The sequence below is a fragment of the Nocardioides alpinus genome (genome assembly GCF_900112035.1).
GTDB classification, from domain to species: Bacteria; Actinomycetota; Actinomycetes; order Propionibacteriales; family Nocardioidaceae; genus Nocardioides; species Nocardioides alpinus.
The window spans coordinates 69,664-87,810 of record NZ_FOKC01000010.1; the positions used below are offsets into that span (position 1 = coordinate 69,664).

General features: G+C 71.9%; 17 protein-coding genes and 1 pseudogene. 5 read left to right on the forward strand and 13 right to left on the reverse strand.

Annotated features, from left to right (window positions below; translation table 11 throughout):
* Positions 1 to 1,166, reverse strand: a pseudogene (locus BM127_RS22380) (hypothetical protein); the annotation flags it as partial.
* Positions 1,167 to 1,470: 304 nt separating this feature from the next.
* Here BM127_RS22380 and BM127_RS17445 point away from each other — a divergent pair.
* From BM127_RS17445 to BM127_RS17455, 3 genes are read left to right on the forward strand one after another with little or no spacing between them, the layout of a single operon-like run.
* Positions 1,471 to 2,826: an MFS transporter gene (locus BM127_RS17445; RefSeq protein ID WP_091200618.1), complete on the forward strand. Its 1,356-nt coding sequence runs from the start codon at positions 1,471 to 1,473 to the stop codon at positions 2,824 to 2,826.
* Positions 2,810 to 3,685, forward strand: coding sequence for a 1,4-dihydroxy-2-naphthoate polyprenyltransferase (locus BM127_RS17450; protein ID WP_091200620.1), 876 nt, complete (start codon positions 2,810 to 2,812; stop codon positions 3,683 to 3,685). The genes BM127_RS17445 and BM127_RS17450 overlap by 17 nt, the downstream gene beginning before the upstream one ends.
* A 40-nt stretch (positions 3,686 to 3,725) precedes the next feature.
* Complete coding sequence (locus BM127_RS17455) at positions 3,726 to 4,982, forward strand: GNAT family N-acetyltransferase (protein WP_091200622.1); 1,257 nt, start codon at positions 3,726 to 3,728, stop codon at positions 4,980 to 4,982.
* On the opposite strand, the gene BM127_RS23160 is transcribed toward BM127_RS17455, so the two are convergent.
* From BM127_RS23160 to hemL, 9 genes are all read right to left on the reverse strand, one after another.
* Positions 4,969 to 5,205 (reverse strand): hypothetical protein, encoded by a 237-nt coding sequence (locus BM127_RS23160; protein WP_372476577.1) that lies wholly within the window; start codon positions 5,203 to 5,205, stop codon positions 4,969 to 4,971. The two genes, BM127_RS17455 and BM127_RS23160, sit on opposite strands and share 14 nt — an antisense overlap.
* 231 nt (positions 5,206 to 5,436) lie before the next feature.
* A complete protein-coding gene (locus tag BM127_RS23165) occupies positions 5,437 to 6,066 on the reverse strand; it encodes a DNA glycosylase AlkZ-like family protein (RefSeq protein WP_091200625.1) in 630 nt (209 codons plus the stop codon).
* A gap of 15 nt (positions 6,067 to 6,081) precedes the next feature.
* Positions 6,082 to 6,345 (reverse strand): DUF4229 domain-containing protein, encoded by a 264-nt coding sequence (locus BM127_RS17470; protein WP_091200627.1) that lies wholly within the window; start codon positions 6,343 to 6,345, stop codon positions 6,082 to 6,084.
* A gap of 129 nt (positions 6,346 to 6,474) precedes the next feature.
* Positions 6,475 to 7,503, reverse strand: a complete 1,029-nt coding sequence (ccsB, locus tag BM127_RS17475) for a c-type cytochrome biogenesis protein CcsB (protein ID WP_091200629.1) — start codon at positions 7,501 to 7,503, stop codon at positions 6,475 to 6,477.
* A complete protein-coding gene (gene resB / locus BM127_RS17480; protein WP_231263180.1) occupies positions 7,500 to 9,110 on the reverse strand; it encodes a cytochrome c biogenesis protein ResB in 1,611 nt (536 codons plus the stop codon). Before resB ends, ccsB begins: the two co-directional genes overlap by 4 nt.
* Positions 9,107 to 9,856 (reverse strand): cytochrome c biogenesis CcdA family protein, encoded by a 750-nt coding sequence (locus tag BM127_RS17485; protein ID WP_091200631.1) that lies wholly within the window; start codon positions 9,854 to 9,856, stop codon positions 9,107 to 9,109. The genes resB and BM127_RS17485 overlap by 4 nt, the downstream gene beginning before the upstream one ends.
* Complete coding sequence (locus BM127_RS17490; RefSeq protein WP_231263179.1) at positions 9,849 to 10,400, reverse strand: TlpA family protein disulfide reductase; 552 nt, start codon at positions 10,398 to 10,400, stop codon at positions 9,849 to 9,851. The genes BM127_RS17485 and BM127_RS17490 overlap by 8 nt, the downstream gene beginning before the upstream one ends.
* A 5-nt stretch (positions 10,401 to 10,405) precedes the next feature.
* On the reverse strand, positions 10,406 to 11,083 hold the full coding sequence (locus tag BM127_RS17495) for a histidine phosphatase family protein (protein WP_091200633.1): 678 nt from the start codon (positions 11,081 to 11,083) through the stop codon (positions 10,406 to 10,408).
* Position 11,084: 1 nt separating this feature from the next.
* Positions 11,085 to 12,407 (reverse strand): glutamate-1-semialdehyde 2,1-aminomutase, encoded by a 1,323-nt coding sequence (gene hemL, locus BM127_RS17500; RefSeq protein ID WP_091200772.1) that lies wholly within the window; start codon positions 12,405 to 12,407, stop codon positions 11,085 to 11,087.
* Positions 12,408 to 12,603: 196 nt separating this feature from the next.
* Between hemL and BM127_RS21950 the strand changes: the two genes are divergently transcribed.
* Positions 12,604 to 13,821 (forward strand): lytic transglycosylase domain-containing protein, encoded by a 1,218-nt coding sequence (locus BM127_RS21950; RefSeq protein WP_139227782.1) that lies wholly within the window; start codon positions 12,604 to 12,606, stop codon positions 13,819 to 13,821.
* A 258-nt stretch (positions 13,822 to 14,079) separates the two neighbouring features.
* Positions 14,080 to 14,409 (forward strand): GIY-YIG nuclease family protein, encoded by a 330-nt coding sequence (locus BM127_RS17510; protein WP_091200635.1) that lies wholly within the window; start codon positions 14,080 to 14,082, stop codon positions 14,407 to 14,409.
* Positions 14,410 to 14,502: 93 nt separating this feature from the next.
* On the opposite strand, the gene hemB is transcribed toward BM127_RS17510, so the two are convergent.
* From hemB to hemC, 3 genes are read right to left on the reverse strand one after another with little or no spacing between them, the layout of a single operon-like run.
* Positions 14,503 to 15,498: a porphobilinogen synthase gene (hemB, locus tag BM127_RS17515; RefSeq protein ID WP_269800902.1), complete on the reverse strand. Its 996-nt coding sequence runs from the start codon at positions 15,496 to 15,498 to the stop codon at positions 14,503 to 14,505.
* 2 nt (positions 15,499 to 15,500) lie between these two features.
* Entirely contained in the window at positions 15,501 to 17,156 is a 1,656-nt protein-coding gene (locus BM127_RS17520) for a bifunctional uroporphyrinogen-III C-methyltransferase/uroporphyrinogen-III synthase (RefSeq protein WP_091200637.1), read from the reverse strand.
* Entirely contained in the window at positions 17,153 to 18,100 is a 948-nt protein-coding gene (gene hemC / locus BM127_RS17525) for a hydroxymethylbilane synthase (protein ID WP_231263178.1), read from the reverse strand. Before hemC ends, BM127_RS17520 begins: the two co-directional genes overlap by 4 nt.
* Positions 18,101 to 18,147: the final 47 nt, after the last annotated feature.

Here is an 18,147-nt window from a genome sequence, read left to right on the forward strand (position 1 = left end):
TGGAGCCGGCCCAGCAGGACCGGACCCAGCTTCGGTGACACCGCGACACCGCCTGAACCCCAGGACGTACCGGTGTCGAGGAGGTCGCGGTCGGTGATGTGGAAGACCAGCACCACCTCACCCGAGCCACCCGAGCCACCCGGACCCCCCTTGCCACCCGAGCTACTCGAGGCGCTCTTGTGGGTGTGGTCGGGGCGGCGGAACGGGTTCGCGGCGTCGTGGGCGATGTCCTCGGCGGCCACCACCGCGGGGTCGTGCCCGGCGTCGGGGGCGGTGGGGTCGACGGCGAGGAGGTCGAGCGCGGCCTGGGGGTCGGCCAGGATCCCCACCGCGTGCGCACGACGCACATCCAGGCTCCCTGCGTGGCCGAGGGCACCGATCTGGTCGGCCATCACACCGACAGTGGAGTCGAACGCGACCAGGTCGGCCTCGTCGAGGACCATCCACGCCTCCCCCGTGCCGGGCGCGCCGGTGCCGTAACGGCACTCGACCTTGCGGGTGGCCATCGCCCGGTCGTGGTCGGCGACCGCGCGGTCGGGGTCGGCGTAGAGCCGGGCCTCGTGGACGAGCACCCCGATACGGTGCGGGTTCAGCCGCTTCGGCTGCCACGCCAGGAGCCGGTCCGCGTGCCCGGCCCCGGCCACGTCGAGGTCACGCGAGACCCGCGCGGCCTCACGCCCCAGATGCGCCGGGACCCGCAGCTCCCTCACCAGGGCCCACGTCCGGGGAAGCCGGTGCGCCAGGTCGAGCACCTCACCCACCAGCGCGACCGCTGCCTCGTGCGAGAGCCGCAGCGCAGCCGCGAGCTCCATCACCGCGAACTCCGCCACCGCCGGCGTACCCGCACCCGCGATCGGGACCGCCCGCTCCCCGAACATCGCCGCCGCATACGACCCCGGCCACGGCAGCCAGTCGGACTGCCACCCCGCCACACCTGCCACGTCCGCAGCGTCCGCAGCGTCCGCAGCGTCCGCAGCGTCCGCAGCGTCCGCAGCGTCTGCAGGGTGGAGGTCATCACCGGACGGCACGTGGGCGTGGGCCCACTCCAGTGCCGACTCCAGGACCTCGACGTCGGCCCGCCGGCGAGACGTCATCGCCGCCACCGCACGCTCCAGCACCGGCCGGGCGGCGGCCCGGCTGCTCGCAGCTGCGGTGGTGGTGGTCATGGGAGAAGTCTCCCAGAGCCCACCGACACCCGGACCTGCAGAAACAGATCTGTGGAGAACCTTTTCGCATGTGTGAGCGACCGCGAGCAGGGCGCGAGGAGAGGCGCGAGGTGTTCTGGGTTTCGACACGGTCGCTGCGCGACCTGCTCAACCAGCGAACCCGCCGCACCACCCGCTCAACCAGCGAACCGGCCGCGCCACCCGTCCAACCAGCGCTTCCCCCGCGCAGCCTTCGCCGCAACGTGACCGGGCCCACCGTTAATCGGGCGACGATCACAGGGACCGCGGGAGAGGATGGTCGGCGATGCTCACCGCACTGAAGAACTACGCCACTCCCCCGTCCACCCTCGCCGGACGGCTGTCCGCACAGTCCCTCATCTTCGCCTCCGCGGACGGTGCCTTCCTGGCCGGTTCGGCGGTGTTCTTCATCCTCGTGGTCGGCCTGTCGCTGGGCGAGGTCGGTCTCGGCCTGACAATCGCCGCGATCGCGAGCTTCGTCGTGGCGGTCCCCGCGGGCAGGCTGGTCGACCGCTTCGGTCCCAAGCGGATGTGGTCCCTGAGCGCCCTGCTGCAGGGTGCGTTGTTCGCGGTGTGGCCGTGGATCGACAGCTTCCCCGAGTACGTCGCCCTCGCCGTGGCCATGGAGGTCGTGGGCACGCTGGCCGGCACCGCACACGGTGCGTACGTCATCGACGTCCTGCCCCCTGCGGAGCGGGTCGAGTCGCGGGCCTACATGTACTCCGCGCTCAACCTCGGCTTCAGCCTCGGCGGGCTCATCGGCGTCATGGCCATCGCCTTCGGCACCGACGCCCTGCGGTGGTCCCCGATGCTGAGCGCCGTGCTGTTCATGGCCAACAGCGTCGCGGTGCTCCGCCTGCCCGACGCCAGCCACGACGTACGCGGCTCGGAGCCACGCGTGAAGCCGGAGGGCATCCCCGCCATCCGCAACCGCAGCTGGATCGCGGTGACCGCCCTGACCGGCGTCATGTGGACCAACCAGGTGCTGCTGCACACGGTCATCCCGGTGTGGCTGGTCACCGAGACGGATGCACCCAAGGTGCTCGTCGCGCTGCTCTTCGGCACCAACACCCTCATGTGCATCGTCCTTCCGCGGCTCGCCTCCCGTGGCATCCGTGACGTCGGGACCGCCCTGCGCGCAGTGCGCCTCTCGACGGTCTTCTTCGTCCTGACCTGCGTGATCACCCTCGTCACCCACGAGACCGTCGGCTGGCTGACGATCGCGCTGTTCTTCCTCGGCCACGTCGTCCTCACCTGGTCCGAGCTCTTCCTCTCCGCGTCGGGCTGGACCCTCGAGGTCGAGCTGATGGACCCGCGGCGCCGGGGCGACTACCAGGGCGTCTCCGAGCTCGGCGGCACCCTGGGGAGGTTCTGGGCGCCGGCGGTCTACGGCTTCCTGGCGATGGAGTGGGGTGCCTTCGGCTGGCTCACCATCGCCGCCATCGTCACCGCGGCAGCCACCGGCCTGCACTTCGCCGCCCACGCGGGCCGCCGCTGGCTCGAGCAGAACGTGCCGGCCGACATCCTCGCGGACGCGCGGGCCGGCGAGCCCGACGTCGCGGACGCGGCGGCCGCGGGACTGCCCTCGATGCTCACCCCGGACGCGCCACTGCCAGAATCCACCGGTGACCTCACCCGCTGACTGGCTCGCCGGCGCCCGCCCGCGCACCCTGCCCGCCGCCGTGGCGCCCGTGCTCGCCGGCACAGGCGTGGCGGCGTACGTCGACCAGGCGGTGTGGTGGAAGGCGCTGCTCGCGCTGGTGGTGAGCCTGGCGCTGCAGGTGGGGGTCAACTACGCCAACGACTACTCCGACGGCATCCGCGGCACCGACGCCGACCGGGTCGGCCCGATGCGCCTCGTCGGCTCCGGCGCAGCGACCCCGCGCGCGGTGAAGACGGCCGCCTTCGCCGCCTTCGGCGTGGCAGCCCTCGCCGGCCTGGTCCTCGCGGCCACCACCGCCTGGTGGCTCCTCGCGGTCGGCGTGGTCTGTGTCGTGGCCGCCTGGTTCTACACCGGCGGCGGCAAGCCCTACGGCTACCTCGGGCTGGGCGAGGTCATGGTGTTCGTCTTCTTCGGCCTCGTCGCGGTCATCGGTACGACGTACGTCCAGACGCAGACGTGGGAGTGGCCGGCCCTCTACGCCGGCATCGGCATCGGCGCGCTGGCCTGCGCGATCCTCGTGGCCAACAACCTGCGGGACATCCCGACCGACACCCCCGCCGGCAAGCGCACCCTGGCCGTGCGGATGGGCGACGAGCGCACCCGCTACCTCTACGCCTTCCTCGTGCTCGTCGCGGTCGCTGCCGTCGTCGCCGTGGCCGCTGCGACCGCGTGGTGGGCGCTGCTCGGACTCGGGTTCCTCGCCAGGGCGATCGCCCCCACCCGGACGGTCCTGGGCGGGGCAACGGGCCCCGCGCTGGTCCCGGTCCTCGCCGCCACGGGCGCCTCTGAGCTGCTCTGGTCGGTCCTCGTCGCGGCTCCCCTGCTCGTCCTCGGATAACCCGTGGCCGGTGGCGACAGGTCTCACTAGCGTGGGGCAGATGGACTACGACTTCGCCCTCCTCGACCTCGCGGACGACTCCGACGAGGCCACCGCGCGTCGCCGCGGGTGGATCGGCGCGGTCCTGCGCGGCTTCCGCGACCCGCGCCCGGACGACGAGATGATCACGCGCTGGGTGGACCACTACCGCAGCGACGGTGTCAGGGTCACCGGCGCGTGGCTCCCCGAGGGCGAGTTCGGTGCCGGGCCGCTGCCGGTGGCGACGTACGCCAGCCTCGACAAGACCCTCAACGCCGGACACGAGCTGCTGCCGCTGCGGATGATCACCGACGTCACCACCAGCCCCACCCACCGGCGACGCGGCCTCCTCAAGCGCCTCATCGAGGACGACCTGGCCGATGCCGTCGCCCAGGGCGTGCCGGTCGCCGCGCTCACCGCGTCGGAGGCCACCATCTACGGCCGCTGGGGCTTCGGCCCGGCCACCTTCAACATGACGATCGAGCTCGACGCCTCCCCCGGCTTCGCGCTGCGCGACTTCACCGATCCCGGGCGTGTGGAGCTCGTCGAGCCCGCCGACGCCTGGGTCCACGTGAAGGGCGTCTTCGACACCTTCCACGCCCGGCAGCGCGGCTCCGTCGAGTGGCCGGCGCAGTACAAGGACATCCACACCGGCGCGTACGACTTCAACGACCGGAGCGCCAACTCCAAGGTCCGCGCGGCGGTCCACCTCGACGCCGACGGCACGGTCGACGGCTTCGTCGTCTTCTCGCCCGGCGAGAAGGGCGTGACCAAGGTCGAGGAGATGGTGGCCCTCACCGCCGCAGCCCAGCTCAGCCTCTGGTCCTTCCTGGCCACCGCAGACCTGGTGAAGTCGGTGACCTTCAACATCGCCCACCCCGACGACCCGCTGCAGTGGGCGCTGGTCGACCTCAACCGGGTCAAGGTCACCGCGCTCGGGGAGTTCCTGTGGGTCCGGGTCCTCGACGTCGAGCGGTCGCTGGCCGCACGCCCGTGGACCGCCGACGACTCGATCGTCCTGGCGGTCGACGACCCGCAGGGCCATGCGGCCGGACACTTCGCGATCGCGACCTCAGGGGGCCACGCGCAGGTGACCCGCACCGACCAGCCCGCCGACGTGGCCCTGACCGCCGAGACGCTGGGCTCGCTCTACCTCGGCGGTCCGCGGGTGAGCCTGATGCACGCAGCCGGCCGCGTGCACGGCACCGACGAGGCCGTACGCCGCTTCGCCGCGATGGCCGACCTCGTGGAGCCGCCCTACTGCCTCACGGGGTTCTGAGCGCGAGGTCCGACCCGAGGAGCTCCCCGAGCCGCTCGACCTCGACGACCAACGCGCGGGCCGCGTCGCCCGTCAGCGAGCAGCTCACCTCGACGACGTCTCCGGCGCGACGCCACGTGCCGGCGACCACGCCGTCGACGACCAGCGGGTGGGTGCCGCGCGTCATCGCGCTCCGGTGCGCCGCCGGGACGACCCAGGTGTCCTTGGTGCCCGGGCCCATCACCCAGTCGTCCTTGCCCGGCAGGAGCGCGACGTGCGTGCCGGGTCGTACGTCGACGAGCCCGGCGGCGTGGTCCGCGAGGATCCACCGTCGCTCGCCCTCGACGTCGACCTCGACGACCTGGGCCTCGACCTCGCGCCACCAGCGCTCGATCCGCGACCGCCCGGCGCTGAGTCCCTCGCCGAGCCAGTAGTGCAGGTGCTCGAGGGCGATCGGGCCGTAGCCGCCGACGTACTAGAGCACGGCCTGCCGTCCTGCCTCGTCGAGGTCCGGGATCCCACCCCAGTGGAGCGCCACGGCCGGGCTCTGGAGCATCAGTGGTCCGCCCGGGTCCGGTCCGAGGGCGAGGTCGCCCTGCCAGGCGAACGGCTTGAGGAAGGTGTGGTTGGGCCCGGCGAACTCCTTCGCGAGGTGGGCGAAGCGCGGGTAGCGGGTTAGCTCGTCGGCGACGGCCTGCGGTGGCACCGGTCCGGCCGCGACCACGCCGCGCACGATCTCGCGCAGGGCCGGCCACTCGTCGGGCTGCAGCCGGTAGTGATCGACCCAGCTCCTGAGCGCCCACTGGCGCCCGGCAGCCCGCAGCGCGAGGTACGTCCCGGCCGTGTCGGGGGCCATCAGCTGGACCGAGCCGCGGAACGAGAACGTACGCACCAGGCGGCCCTCGTCCAGTGCGCGCTGCACCTCCCCCGGCGCGCCGGGAGAGGCCAGCCGACGGCGTACGGCCAGGTCGGGGTCGGAGCCGAAGATCGAGACGGCACCCAGGGTGCGTACGACCTCGGTCGCGTCGGCGGCACCGGCGAGCAGGTGCTGCCGGCCCAGGCGCCACCACAGCGCCTGCCTCCGGGTCACCGCGAGCGTTGCCATCGCCCGACCCTCGGGTCAGTCCTGGTCCTCGCGGGCCTTGCGCTCCTCGAAGGCCGCAGAGGCCCTGGCCGCGCGGGTCTCCACGCGTCGGGCGAAGGCGTCGCGCTGCCGGTCGAGGATGAAGTAGGACCCGACGCCCGAGATCAGGAACGCCAGGATCACGGCCCAGAACAGGTTGTAGCGGCCGTCGAAGGCCAACGCCATGATGCCGACGACGACGCCGAACGAGGCGAGGAACAGCACGATCCGCAGGACGGTGTAGACCACGAACTCCTTCACGGCACCAGCCTAGGACGCAGTGACTACATTGGAGGAATGCTCAAGGTCGTGATGGTCGTCGCAGCGATCGCGTTCGTCGTGTGGCTGCTGGTCAAGGTGACCCTGCGCCGACTCGACGGTCCCGGTGGTTCACGCCCTCGCGTGATCGGGCCCGACGACGACCCCGACTTCCTCCGCGGCCTCGACCGTCCCCGGGACCCGGACGACAAGTGAGCTGACCTCGCCGGCTCCCTCGGCGTAGGAGTGCTGGCTCGTCGTGCTGAAGAAGTTGATGCCGATGAAGTTGAACCACAGCGTCGCGGCGCCGACCAGCGCCAGGATCGCGGCGTTGCGCCCGCGCCACCCCGCCGTCGCGCGGGCGTGCAGGTAGGCGGCGTAGACCACCCAGGTGATGAAGGCCCACACCTCCTTGGGGTCCCAGTTCCAGTAGGACGACCACGCCTGGTGCGCCCAGATCGGGCCCGAGATGAGCACCCCGAAGGTCCAGACGGGGAACCCGAAGGCATGCATCCGGTAGGAGATCCGGTCGAGCTTGGCGAGCTCCGGCAGGCGGGCGAGGTAGCCCGTCTCCTTGGTGGAGCGCGCCTTGAGCAGGTAGAGGATCGAGGTGATGGCGCCGAGGGTGAACGCGCCGGTCGCGATGACCGCGGACACGACGTGGATCACCAGCCAGTAGGACTCCAGCGCCTCGGTCAGCGGCGCGACGGGCTCGTAGAGCCACAGCACGTCGGCCAGCAGCACGACCAGCGTGAAGCCGACCACGATCGGGCCGAGCCACGACAGCCGCCAGCGGTTGGTGGTGGCGAGGAACAGCGCGACGACCACAAAGGTGCCGGCCAGCGTGAACTCGTACATGTTGCCCCACGGCACCCGGTTGGGGTCGGCGGCCATGCCGCGCCCGACGAGCGCGACGAAGTGCGCCAACGCGCCGATGCCGGTCAGCAGCAGGCCCAGGCGCCCGGCCATCTCGGTGCGGTGGGCGACCTGCACGTCGGGCACCTCGACGACGGGTGCGCCGTCCGTGCCGACCAGCTGCTTCACCGGCACGTCACGCAGCGCCGCCCACTGCACGGCGTACGCCAGGAGCGCGAGGAAGTAGACCACCCCGGCCGCAGCCACGCCCTGGTTGCTCAGGGTCTCCCACTGTGCGTCCGTCACGACTTGTCCTTTCTCAGTGCAGCCACGATGTCAGCGAGCTCGTCGCGGCCGGTCTCCGGGTCGCCACCGGACGAGCGGTCCAGTCGCGCCACCTCCACCAGTGTGCTGCCGTCGTCCTGACGGCGGGCGCGGACCCACAGCCGGCGGGGCCGGATGAACAGCGAGGCGAGCAGTCCCAGCAGGGCCGCGACGACGCCGCCGAGCGCGATGAACTTGCCCGGCGAGCGGCTGATCTGGATCTTGTTCCACCGCTCGAGGCCCTCGAAGGTCACGCTGCCCAGGCCGTCGGGCAGGGTCACGGTGTCGCCGGGTCGCAGGTCCATGCGGAACGGCTGCCCGTCGTCCTTGAGGAGCTGGGTGGCCTTCGTCTTGTCGAGCACGTAGACCGAGGCGCTGGTGCCGTCGTCGAGCCCGACGTCGCCGGTGTAGACCTGCAGCGAGACCAGCGGGTCGAGCGCGTCGCCCCACGCGGAGCCCGGCATGGTCAGGTTGCCGTCGGCGTCGGTGCCCATCGAGAAGGTCGGGTAGAAGCTGCCCTCCAGCCCGATCTGCTCGGGCTGGGCGTCGGCCGCCTTCACCACGCCGAAGGACTCGAAGGTCTGGGCGTTGGTGGGCAGGAAGACCGTCGGTCCGGACTGCGCGATGTTGCCCTCGCCGTCGCGGACGGTGATGACGGGCGCGTAGCCGTGCCCGATGAGGAAGACGTCGGTGCCGCCGATGGAGAGCGGGTGGTTGACCCTGAGGTCGTACTCCTCGGTCTCGGCACCGGGCTCGGTCTCGTAGTCGAGGTGCGCGACGAACTTGCGGGCCATCCCGGCGCGCGGGCCGTCGGGGATCCACTCGACGTCGAAGTCGGTGATGCTGAAGGAGAACGGCTCCATCACGGCCGGGTCGAAGAGGCTGCCCGGGGCGAAGTCGTCGTACTGCGTGAGGTTGTTGGAGAAGCCGTAGTCCTCACCGTTGAACATGATGACGCCGCCCTTGTAGCCGAAGAGGCTGCCGATGGCGACGCCGACCAGGACCACGATCACGGCGAGGTGGAAGACCAGGTTGCCGGCCTCGCGGAGGTGGCCGCGCTCGGCCGCGACCGCGTCGCTGCCCTCGGTCCACTCGACCCGGAACCGACGATCCCTGACGACCGACGCGGCCCGCGCCAGCACGACGTCCGGGTCCTCGTCGGTCGTGTACGACGTGCTCTCCGGCAGCCGCGAGAGGTGCCGCGGTGCCCGCGGGGGCTTGGCGCGCAGCGCCCGGGCGTAGACGAAGAGACGCGGGATGATGCAGCCGACGAGCGAGATCATCAGCAGGATGTAGATGGCGCCGAACCACGGCGAGCCGTAGACCGCGAACAGGTCCAGGCGGTCCCAGATCGGCGCGAGCCGCGGGTGGTTGTCGCGCCACTGCGAGACCGCGAGCGAGTCGATGTCCTCCTGGGGGAAGACCGAGCCCGGGATCGCGGCCAGGGCGAGCAGCAGCAGGAGCACGAGCGCCGTACGCATCGAGGTCAGCTGGCGCCACGTCCAGCGCGCGAGCTCGCGCGCGTTGAGGTCGTTGGGCAGCGAGGTGGCCTGCCGGGCGTCGGACGGCCGGGAGAGCGGATCGGTCACAGCGACGGCTCGAATCCCTGGACCACCTGCGACTGGAGCTCCTGCACGATGACGTCCCACCAGCCGGTCACCAGCATGACCCCGACCGCGATCATCATCACGCCGCCGATCCGCATGACCAGGAGCTGGTGGCGCCGGACCACCGCGAAGGCGCGGATCATCCGGCGGTAGGCCACGGCCGCTGCGACGAACGGCAGGCCGAGGCCGAGTGCGAAGACGCCGGCCAGCACCGCGCCCCGGGCGGCCGTCGCCTCGTTGACCGACAGCACGTTGATCGCGGCCAGTGTCGGTCCGACGCACGGCGTCCAGCCGACGCCGAAGAGGAAGCCCAGCAGTGGCGCCGCCGCCAGCCCGACGGCCGGGACCTGGTGGATGCGCCAGTCACGCTGGAGGAACCCGATCCCGCCGAGGAACGCGACGCCCAGCAGGATCGTGATGATGCCGAGCACGACGTTGAGCTGGCGGGTGTGGGTGAAGAGCCACGCGCCGGCAGCGCCGGTGAGGCTGCCGAGGAGCACGAAGACGACCGAGAAGCCAAGCACGAACAGCACGGCCCCGAGGACGAGGCGGCTGCGACGGGCGTCCTCCAGCTCGGCACCCGACAGGCCGGTGGCGTACGAGAGGTAGCCGGGCAGCAGCGGGATGACGCACGGGCTGAAGAAGGAGATCAGGCCGGCCATGAGCGCGACGGGGAGCGCGAGGATCAGCGAGCCGGAGAGGGCCTGGTCCTGGAACCACTCACTCATCGAGGACCTTCTCGACGAGCGAGAGCAGCGTCTGGGTGGTCGGCACCCGGCCGTTGACCGACGCGGCGATGCGCCCGTCGGCGTCGAGGACGACGGTGCTCGGGATGGAGCGCGGGTTCAGCGTGCCAGCGAACGGCAGCAGCGCCGCGCCGTCGGCGGAGTAGATCGTCGCGTAGGGCACGTCGAAGCGGCGGACGTAGGCGCGGGCGGCGTCGGCGGAGGAGTCGCGGATGTTGATGCCGACGAAGGTGACCTGGTCACCGAGCACGGCGGCGGCCTCGTTGAGGTCGGGCTGCTCGATGCGGCACGGCGGGCACTGCGACCACCACACGTTGACCACCACGGGCTTGCCGCGCAGGTCCGCCAGGTCGACCTCGTTGCCGTCGAGGTCGGTGCCGGTCAGCTCGATCGAGGTGTCCCGGGCCGTCGGGGCCACCTCGGACGGCACGCCCTCCCCCGTGATGTATTCCTTGTCGCCGGTCCCGGACAGGCTCGAGCAGCCCACGAGCGCGAGCAGGCAGGCGAGCACGACGAGCGGGCGCACGATCTTCAGGGCCGGTCCTCCCGCGGCGCCCCGCCGGCGGAGAACGGGGCGGAGCGGTCGCCCACCGGGATCAGGTCGCCGGCCGGCTCGGAGTAGCGGACCTGCACCATCCGGTCGTCGTCGAAGACCACGCTGGTCAGCGAGCACAGCGTGCACTGGCGGGTCTTGGGGTGGTGGAGGTAGCTGCGCTTCTCGAGGAAGAGCCGCGTCGTCCAGATCGGGAGCTGGTGGGAGACGATGACCGCCTCGTGGCCCGCTGCCGCGTCGCGGGCGTCGTGGACGGCGGCGACCATCCGGCCGGCGATCTCGTCGTAGGGCTCGCCCCAGGAGGGCTTCAGCGGGTTGTACATGTGGCGCAGCAGGCCGGGGCGACGGAGGAAGGTCTTGGAGCCGGCGCTGAAGTTGATGCCCTCGAACTTGTTGCTCGACTCGATCACCCGGGGGTCAATCACCGGCGTCAGTCCGCGGACCGTCGCCAGGGGGGCGCCGGTCTCCCGGGCGCGCTCGAGCGGCGACGTACGGATGTGCACGATGTCGCGCTCACCGATGGTCTCGGCGATCCGCTGGGCCATCTGGTGGCCCAGGTCGGACAGGTGGAACCCGTCGCGGCGGCCGTAGAGCACGCCCTGCGGGTTGTGGACCTCGCCGTGACGCAGCAGGTGGACGGTGGTCTGGAGTCCCATGTCAGTGACCCTTCCCGGCGGAGGTCGAGGCGGCGGCCAGCGCGGCCGCCGGGAGCGCGTCGAGGATGGTGGAGATCGCCCGGTCGTCGTGCGCCGCGGAGACGAACCACGCCTCGTAGGCCGACGGGGGCAGGTAGACGCCCTGGTCGAGCATCGAGTGGAAGAAGGCGGCGTAGGCAGCCGTGTCCTGCTGGCTGGCCTCGGCGAAGTCGCGCACCGAGCCCTCGCGGAAGAACACCGAGAACATCGTGCCCGCGGCCTGCACCGTGTGCGGCACGCCGGCGGCCTCGAGCGTCTCGGAGACGGCGTTGCGGATCGTCAGGGCTGTGGCGTCGAGGTGGGTGTAGACCTCGGGCGTCGCCAACCGGAGCGTGGCGAGGCCGGCGGTGGTGGCGACGGGATTCCCCGACAGCGTGCCGGCCTGGTAGACCGATCCCTCCGGCGCGAGGTGGGCCATGAGGTCGGCGCGCCCGCCGAAGGCCGCGGCCGGGAAGCCGCCGCCCATCACCTTGCCGAAGGTCATCAGGTCGGGCACCCAGCCCTCGATCGCACCGTCGAGGCCCCAGCCGCCCTGCGCGGTGGCGCGGAAGCCGGTCATCACCTCGTCGCTGATGAACAGCGCGCCGTGGGCGTGGCAGGTCTCGGCGAGGAAGGCGTTGAAGCCGGGGGCCGGTGGGACGACGCCCATGTTGCCGGGGAACGCCTCGGTGATCAGGCAGGCGATCCGTGACCCGTGGGCCTCGAACGCCGCCTGCACGGCCTCCCGGTCGTTGTAGGGCAGGACGAGGGTCTCCACCGCGGACGAGGCGGGTACGCCGCTGGTGCCGGGGACGGCGAGCGTCGCGACGCCGGAGCCGGCCTCGGCCAGCAACGTGTCGACGTGGCCGTGGTAGCACCCGGCGAACTTCACGACGAGGTCGCGACCGGTCGCGCCCCGTGCGAGCCGGATGGCGGACATGGTGGCCTCGGTGCCCGACGACACGAAGCGGACCCGCTCGACCGGGGTGCGCGCGACGATCTCCTCGGCCAGCTCGACCTCCGGCTCGGTGGGGGTGCCGTACGACGTGCCGCGGGCGACCGCGCCGGCCACCGCGGCCTGCACGTCGGGGTGCGCGTGGCCGAGCAGCATCGGGCCCCAGGAGCAGATCAGGTCGACGTAGTCGTTGCCGTCGGCGTCGGTGAGCCAGGCGCCGGACGCGGAGGTGATGAAGCGGGGCGTGCCGCCGACGGCGGTGAAGGCGCGGACGGGCGAGTTCACCCCTCCCGGGGTCACGGCACGGGCACGCTCGAACAGCGCCTCGCTGGCCGTCGTCACGGAGGGCATCGTCACGGGGGTCACCCGGTCATTGTCACGTAGTCGGGCAAGCAGGACCCAGTCGGTGCGCCTGCGCGGCCCGGGATGTGGGTTGGCCCACAAGTGACCGAGGCGTAACTTGGAGTGACAATTGCTCGTTGGCAGGTGTAGGTGGGCCCGGAGGGGGCATCATCGCCACCACGTACGACACAGGGGAGATGCACGCATGTCGAACTTCGGCCGGCTCCACAGGGCGACCGCGATCATTCCGCTCGCCGTGCTCTCCGCCGCCTGGACCGCGAGCCTCGCCGGCGTCGGAGTCGGCTCGGCCAGCGCAGATCCCGACGGTTCCGGCACCCTCCCCGACGGCACCGTCCTCCCCGCCTCCGCGATCGAGGCCCCGGCCAGCGTCGGCGACACCGCGCTCACCCGTGCCGCCGCGCTCACGCCCGGTGCGGCCAGCAGCATCCCGCAGGCGGCGCTCGCCGCCTACCAGCGCGCCGAGGCTGTCATCAACAAGGCCGACGCCGGCTGCGCGCTGCCGTGGGAGCTCATCGCCGCGATCGGCCGCGTCGAGTCCGACCACGGCCGCTTCGGCGGCAACACCCTCGACGACGACGGCGTCGCCCGCCCCGGCATCTACGGCATCGCGCTCAACGGCAAGAACAACACGCAGGACATCAGCGACACCGACGCCGGCCAGTACGACAACGACACGCGCCACGACCGCGCGGTCGGCCCGATGCAGTTCATCCCCTCGACCTGGACGGTCGTCGGCGTGGACGGCGACAGCGACGGCACCCGCAACCCGCAGGACATCGACGACGCCGCCCTCGCGACGGCCGTCTACCTGTGCTCGGGCGACGACGACCTGTCGTCCGAGAAGGGGCAGCGCGCCTCGGTCTACCGCTACAACCACTCCAACGACTACGTCGACCTGGTCCTGTCGATCATGCAGTCCTACATGGACGGCGACTTCAGCGCCGTGCCGACCTCGACGCTGACCTCCGGCGTGATCCTCCCCGACCCCACCGCCTCCGCCGACGGCTCCGGGGACAAGGGCGGCGACGGCGGCAAGGGAGACGACAAGGGAGACAAGGGTGGTGACGGTGGCAAGGACGACAACACGCCGACCGCGACCCCGACCCCGACGCCCACGACGGTGACGCCCACCCCGACCACCACGCAGACCCCGACCCCGACCCCGAGTCCGACCCCGACGTCGTCACCGACTCCCACCAAGGACCCGACGACCGCCGTCCCGACAGCCACCCCGACGCTGCCGGTGCCCACCACGCTGCCGCCGCTCCCGACCGCGACGATCACCGAGACGCTCACGCTGGTCCAGGCGACCGCGCAGTGCGTGGCCCAGGGAGTCATCGACAACCCGCTCACGGGCACCAACGAGCTCCTCGACTGCGCGAACAAGCTCCTCGCGCCCTAACCGCTCCTCGACCAGCCACCGCTGGTCGAGGAAGGCGCCCCGGCGCCTGTCACCAGACCCCCCAGCCCCCAAACCAGGTTTCGTGACGGTCGCTGCGCGACCTCCTCAACCAACGGATGGTCGCTGGTCGAGGAAGGCGCCCCGGCCAGCCATCGCTGGTCGAGGAAGGCGCCCCGGCGCCTGTCACGAGACCCGACTCATCCACGGATCCACCTCGGGGGCTGTCGTACGCCGGCCCGTGCGCCGCAGGATTCAACGATGCCCTTCGGCTACATCCTCCGCTGCGCCGACGACAGCTTCTACGTCGGCAGCACCTGGGACCTCGAACGACGACTCGGCGAGCACAACGAGGGCCTCGGTGCGGCGTACACGAAGCGGCGTCGGCCCGTCAGCCTCGCGTGGAGCGCCGAGGTCGGCCGGATCGACGAGGCCTACGCGGTGGAGAAGCAGGTCCAGGGCTGGTCGAGAGCGAAGCGTCAGGCGCTGATCGACGGCCGTACGGAGCTGTTGTCGGGGCTCTCGAGCCGCAGCTGGGCGGCGCTTCGGGACCGCCGGACGTCCGATGACACTGGTGACCAGGTTTCGTGACGGTCGCTGCGCGACCTCCTCAACCAACGACCCTCACCCCGCTGGTCCAGGAAGGCGCTGCGCGACCTCCTCAACCAACGGTGCGCGAGACTCCTAGCGGCGGAGCAGCCGTGCGGCTTCGGAGGCCCAGTAGGTCAGCGTCACGTCGGCGCCGGCACGGCGGATCGAGGTGAGGGTCTCCAGGATGGCGGCCTCGCGGTCGATCCAGCCGTGGGCGGCGGCGGCCTCGACCATGGCGTACTCGCCGGAGATGTTGTAGGCCGCCACGGGGACGTCGACGGCGTCGCGGACCCGGCGTACGACGTCGAGGTAGGCCATGGCCGGCTTCACCATCACGATGTCCGCGCCCTGCTCCACGTCGAGCAGCGCCTCGCGCACGCCCTCGACGGCGTTGGCGGGGTCCTGCTGGTAGGTCTTGCGGTCACCGACGAGCGAGGAGTCGACGGCCTCACGGAAGGGGCCGAAGAAGGCCGAGGCGTACTTCGCGGAGTAGGCGATGATCGAGACGTGGCTGTGGCCGGCGGCGTCGAGCGCCTGGCGTACGACGGCGACCTGGCCGTCCATCATCCCGCTGGGCCCGACCATGTCGACACCCGCGGCCGCCTGCGCGAGTGCCATCTCGGCGTACGCCGCCAGGGTCTGGTCGTTGTCGACCTCACCGTCGGGCGTGAGGAGGCCGCAGTGGCCGTGGTCGGTGAACTCGTCGAGGCAGAGGTCCGACATCACCGTGAGCTGGTCGCCCACCTCGGCGACCACGTCGGTGATCGCGAGGTTGAGGACGCCGCCCGGGTCGATCCCGCCGGACCCGGTCGCGTCCTTGTGCTCGGGGATGCCGAAGAGCATCACGCCGCCCAGCCCGAGCTCGGCCGCCTCGTTGACGGCCTGCTTGAGCGAGTCGCGCGAGTGCTGGACGACGCCCGGCATCGAGGAGATCGGCCGTGGCTCGTCGAGGTCCTCGCGCACGAAGACCGGGAGGACCAGCGAGCTGGGCACCACGTGGTGCTCGGCGACCATCCGGCGCAGGACCGGCGTGCGCCGCAGCCGGCGCGGTCGGATGAGCGGGGTCTCCAGCTCGCGGTCCTCCGTCACGACTACTTCGCCCGTGCCTTGCGCCGACCCGATGCGGTGCGCTCGCTCGGCCGGGTCACGGCCTCGCCGTTCTCCAGCATCGCGAGGCGGCGGGTGGCGCCGAAGTCGGCCAGCGCGTCCACGAGGACCTCAACGTCGGGCGTGGGCGAGAGGACGTCGACCCGCAGGCCGTGCTCCTCCGCGGTCTTGGCGGTGGCGGGCCCGATGACGGCGATGATCGTCGACGGGTGCGGCTTGCCGGCGATGCCGACGAGGTTGCGCACGGTCGAGGACGAGGTGAAGACGACCGCGTCGAACTTGCCGGTCTTGATCGCGTCGCGCACCGGCGCGGGCGGCGGGGTGGCACGCACCGTGCGGTAGGCGGTGACGTCGTCGCACTCCCAGCCGAGGTCGATCAGGCCGGCGACGAGGTTCTCGGTGGCGATGTCGGCGCGCGGCAGGAAGACCCGGTTGATCGGGTCGAGCAGCTCGTCGTAGGGCGGCCACTCCTCGAGCAGGCCGGCAGCGGACTGCTCCCCCGAGGGGACGAGGTCGGCGCGCAGGCCCCAGGCCGAGATCGCCTCGGCGGTCTTGTCGCCGACCGCCGCGATCTTCAGTCCCGAGAAGGCGCGGGCGTCGAGGCCGTACTCCTCGAACTTCTCGCGGACCGCCTTGACGGCGTTGACCGAGGTGAAGGCGATCCACTCGTAGCGGCCCTCGACGAGGCCGCGGACGGCCTTGTCCATCTGGAGCGGGTTGCGGGGCGGCTCGACCGAGATGGTCGGCACCTCCTCCGGCACCGCGCCGTAGTCGCGCAGGCGCCGCGACAGCGAGCCGGCCTGCTCCTTGGTGCGGGGCACCAGCGCGCGCCAGCCGAAGAGCGGCTTGGTCTCGAACCACGACAGCGTGTCGCGCAGGTCGACGACGTCACCGATGACGATGATCGCCGGCGGGGCGATGCGCGACGAGCGGACGTCGGCGGCCACGTCGGCCAGGGTGGACACGAGGGTCTGCTGCTCGGTCGTGGTGCCGACGCGGGTGACCGCGACGGGCGTCTCGGACGAGCGGCCGGCCTCGATGAGGGCCGCGGCGGTCTCGCCGATGCTGCCCACACCCGAGAGCAGGACGAGGGTGCGGTCGTCGGCGTAGGCGGTCCAGTCGACCTTCTCGCCGCAGGTGACGACGCACATCTCGCGGTGGCGCTTGGTGGTCAGCGGGATGCCGGCGTAGGCCGGGACCCCGCTCACCGAGGACACACCGGGGACGACCTCGAAGCCGACGCCGGCCTTGACGCAGGCCTGCGCCTCCTCGGGGCCGGAGGCGTAGAGGAACGGGTCGCCGGTCATCAGGCGGACCACCCGCTGCTTCTTGCCGTGGCGTACGACGACCTTGGCGCGGGCGGCGTGCGTCAGCGGTTGGCCGTCCTCGCCGAAGCCGCCGTCGACGATCTCCGGACCGTCCCAGGACCCGTCGGCGCTCTCGGCGAGGCCGAGGACGGAACGGACCAGGGCGACGTGCTCAGGAGCCTCGGTCACGACGACCTCGGCACTCTCCAGGAGCTCCACGGCCCGCACTGTCAGCAGGCCCGGGTCACCGGGTCCACTGCCGACGAACGACACCCAACCCGGGTTCGCACCCTTGTCCTGGCTGGTGGCCTGCGGGGTCTGTACTCGCGTCATGCGTGCTGATTCCTCACTGGTGGTGCTTCCATCAGGTCTGCCACTCCCTCGTCGAGCATCGAGCTCGCGAGGCGGGTTCCAAGAGACTCGGCCTGGGAGACCGGGCCGGTGGTGCTCATGCGTACGGAGAGTCCGCCGTCGACGGACAGGACCACGGCGCGCAGCCACAGCTCCTCGCCGTCCTCGCCCTCGACGACCTCGGCGAGCGCGCCCAGGGGGGCGGAGCAGCCGGCTTCGAGGGTGGACAGGACCGCGCGCTCGGCGGTGACCGCGGCGCGGGTGGCCGGGTCCTCGAGCTGCGCGAGCGCGGCGACCAGGTCGGTGTCGTCGGAACGGCACTCGATCGCGAGCGCGCCCTGGCCGGGGGCCGGCAGCATCTGGAGCGGGTCGAGCACCTCGGTGACCTCGTCGAGGCGACCGAGCCGGGCCAGTCCGGCGCGGGCGAGGACGACCGCGTCGACCTCGCCGTCGCGGACCTTGCGGATGCGGGTGTCGACGTTGCCGCGGATGCCCTGCAGGTCGAGGCCGAGGCCGAGTGCCTCGAGCTGGCTGACGCGCCGCGGGGAGCCGGTGCCGAGGCGGCTGCCGACCGGCAGCTCCCCCAGGGTCAGGTTGTCGCGGGCCACGACGACGTCGCGCGGGTCCTCACGCAGCGGGACCGCGGCCAGCGCGATGCCGTCGGCGGGCGTGGTGGGCAGGTCCTTGAGCGAGTGGACGGCGATGTCGACCGTTCCGGCCAGCAACGCGTCGCGCAGGGCGCTGACGAACACGCCGGTGCCGCCCATCGAAGCCAGGGGTGCAGTGCTGCGGTCGCCCTCGGTCGCGACCTCGACGAGCTCGACCTCGCGGCCGAGGTGCTCGCGGACCAGGTCGGCGACGAGACCGGACTGGGTGGTGGCCAGCGCGGAGGCGCGGGTGCCGAGGCGCAGGACGGGGGTGCTCACCGGGGCACTCGATCCGGGGTCCCCGCGGCGTTGTTCGGGGGAGCGCA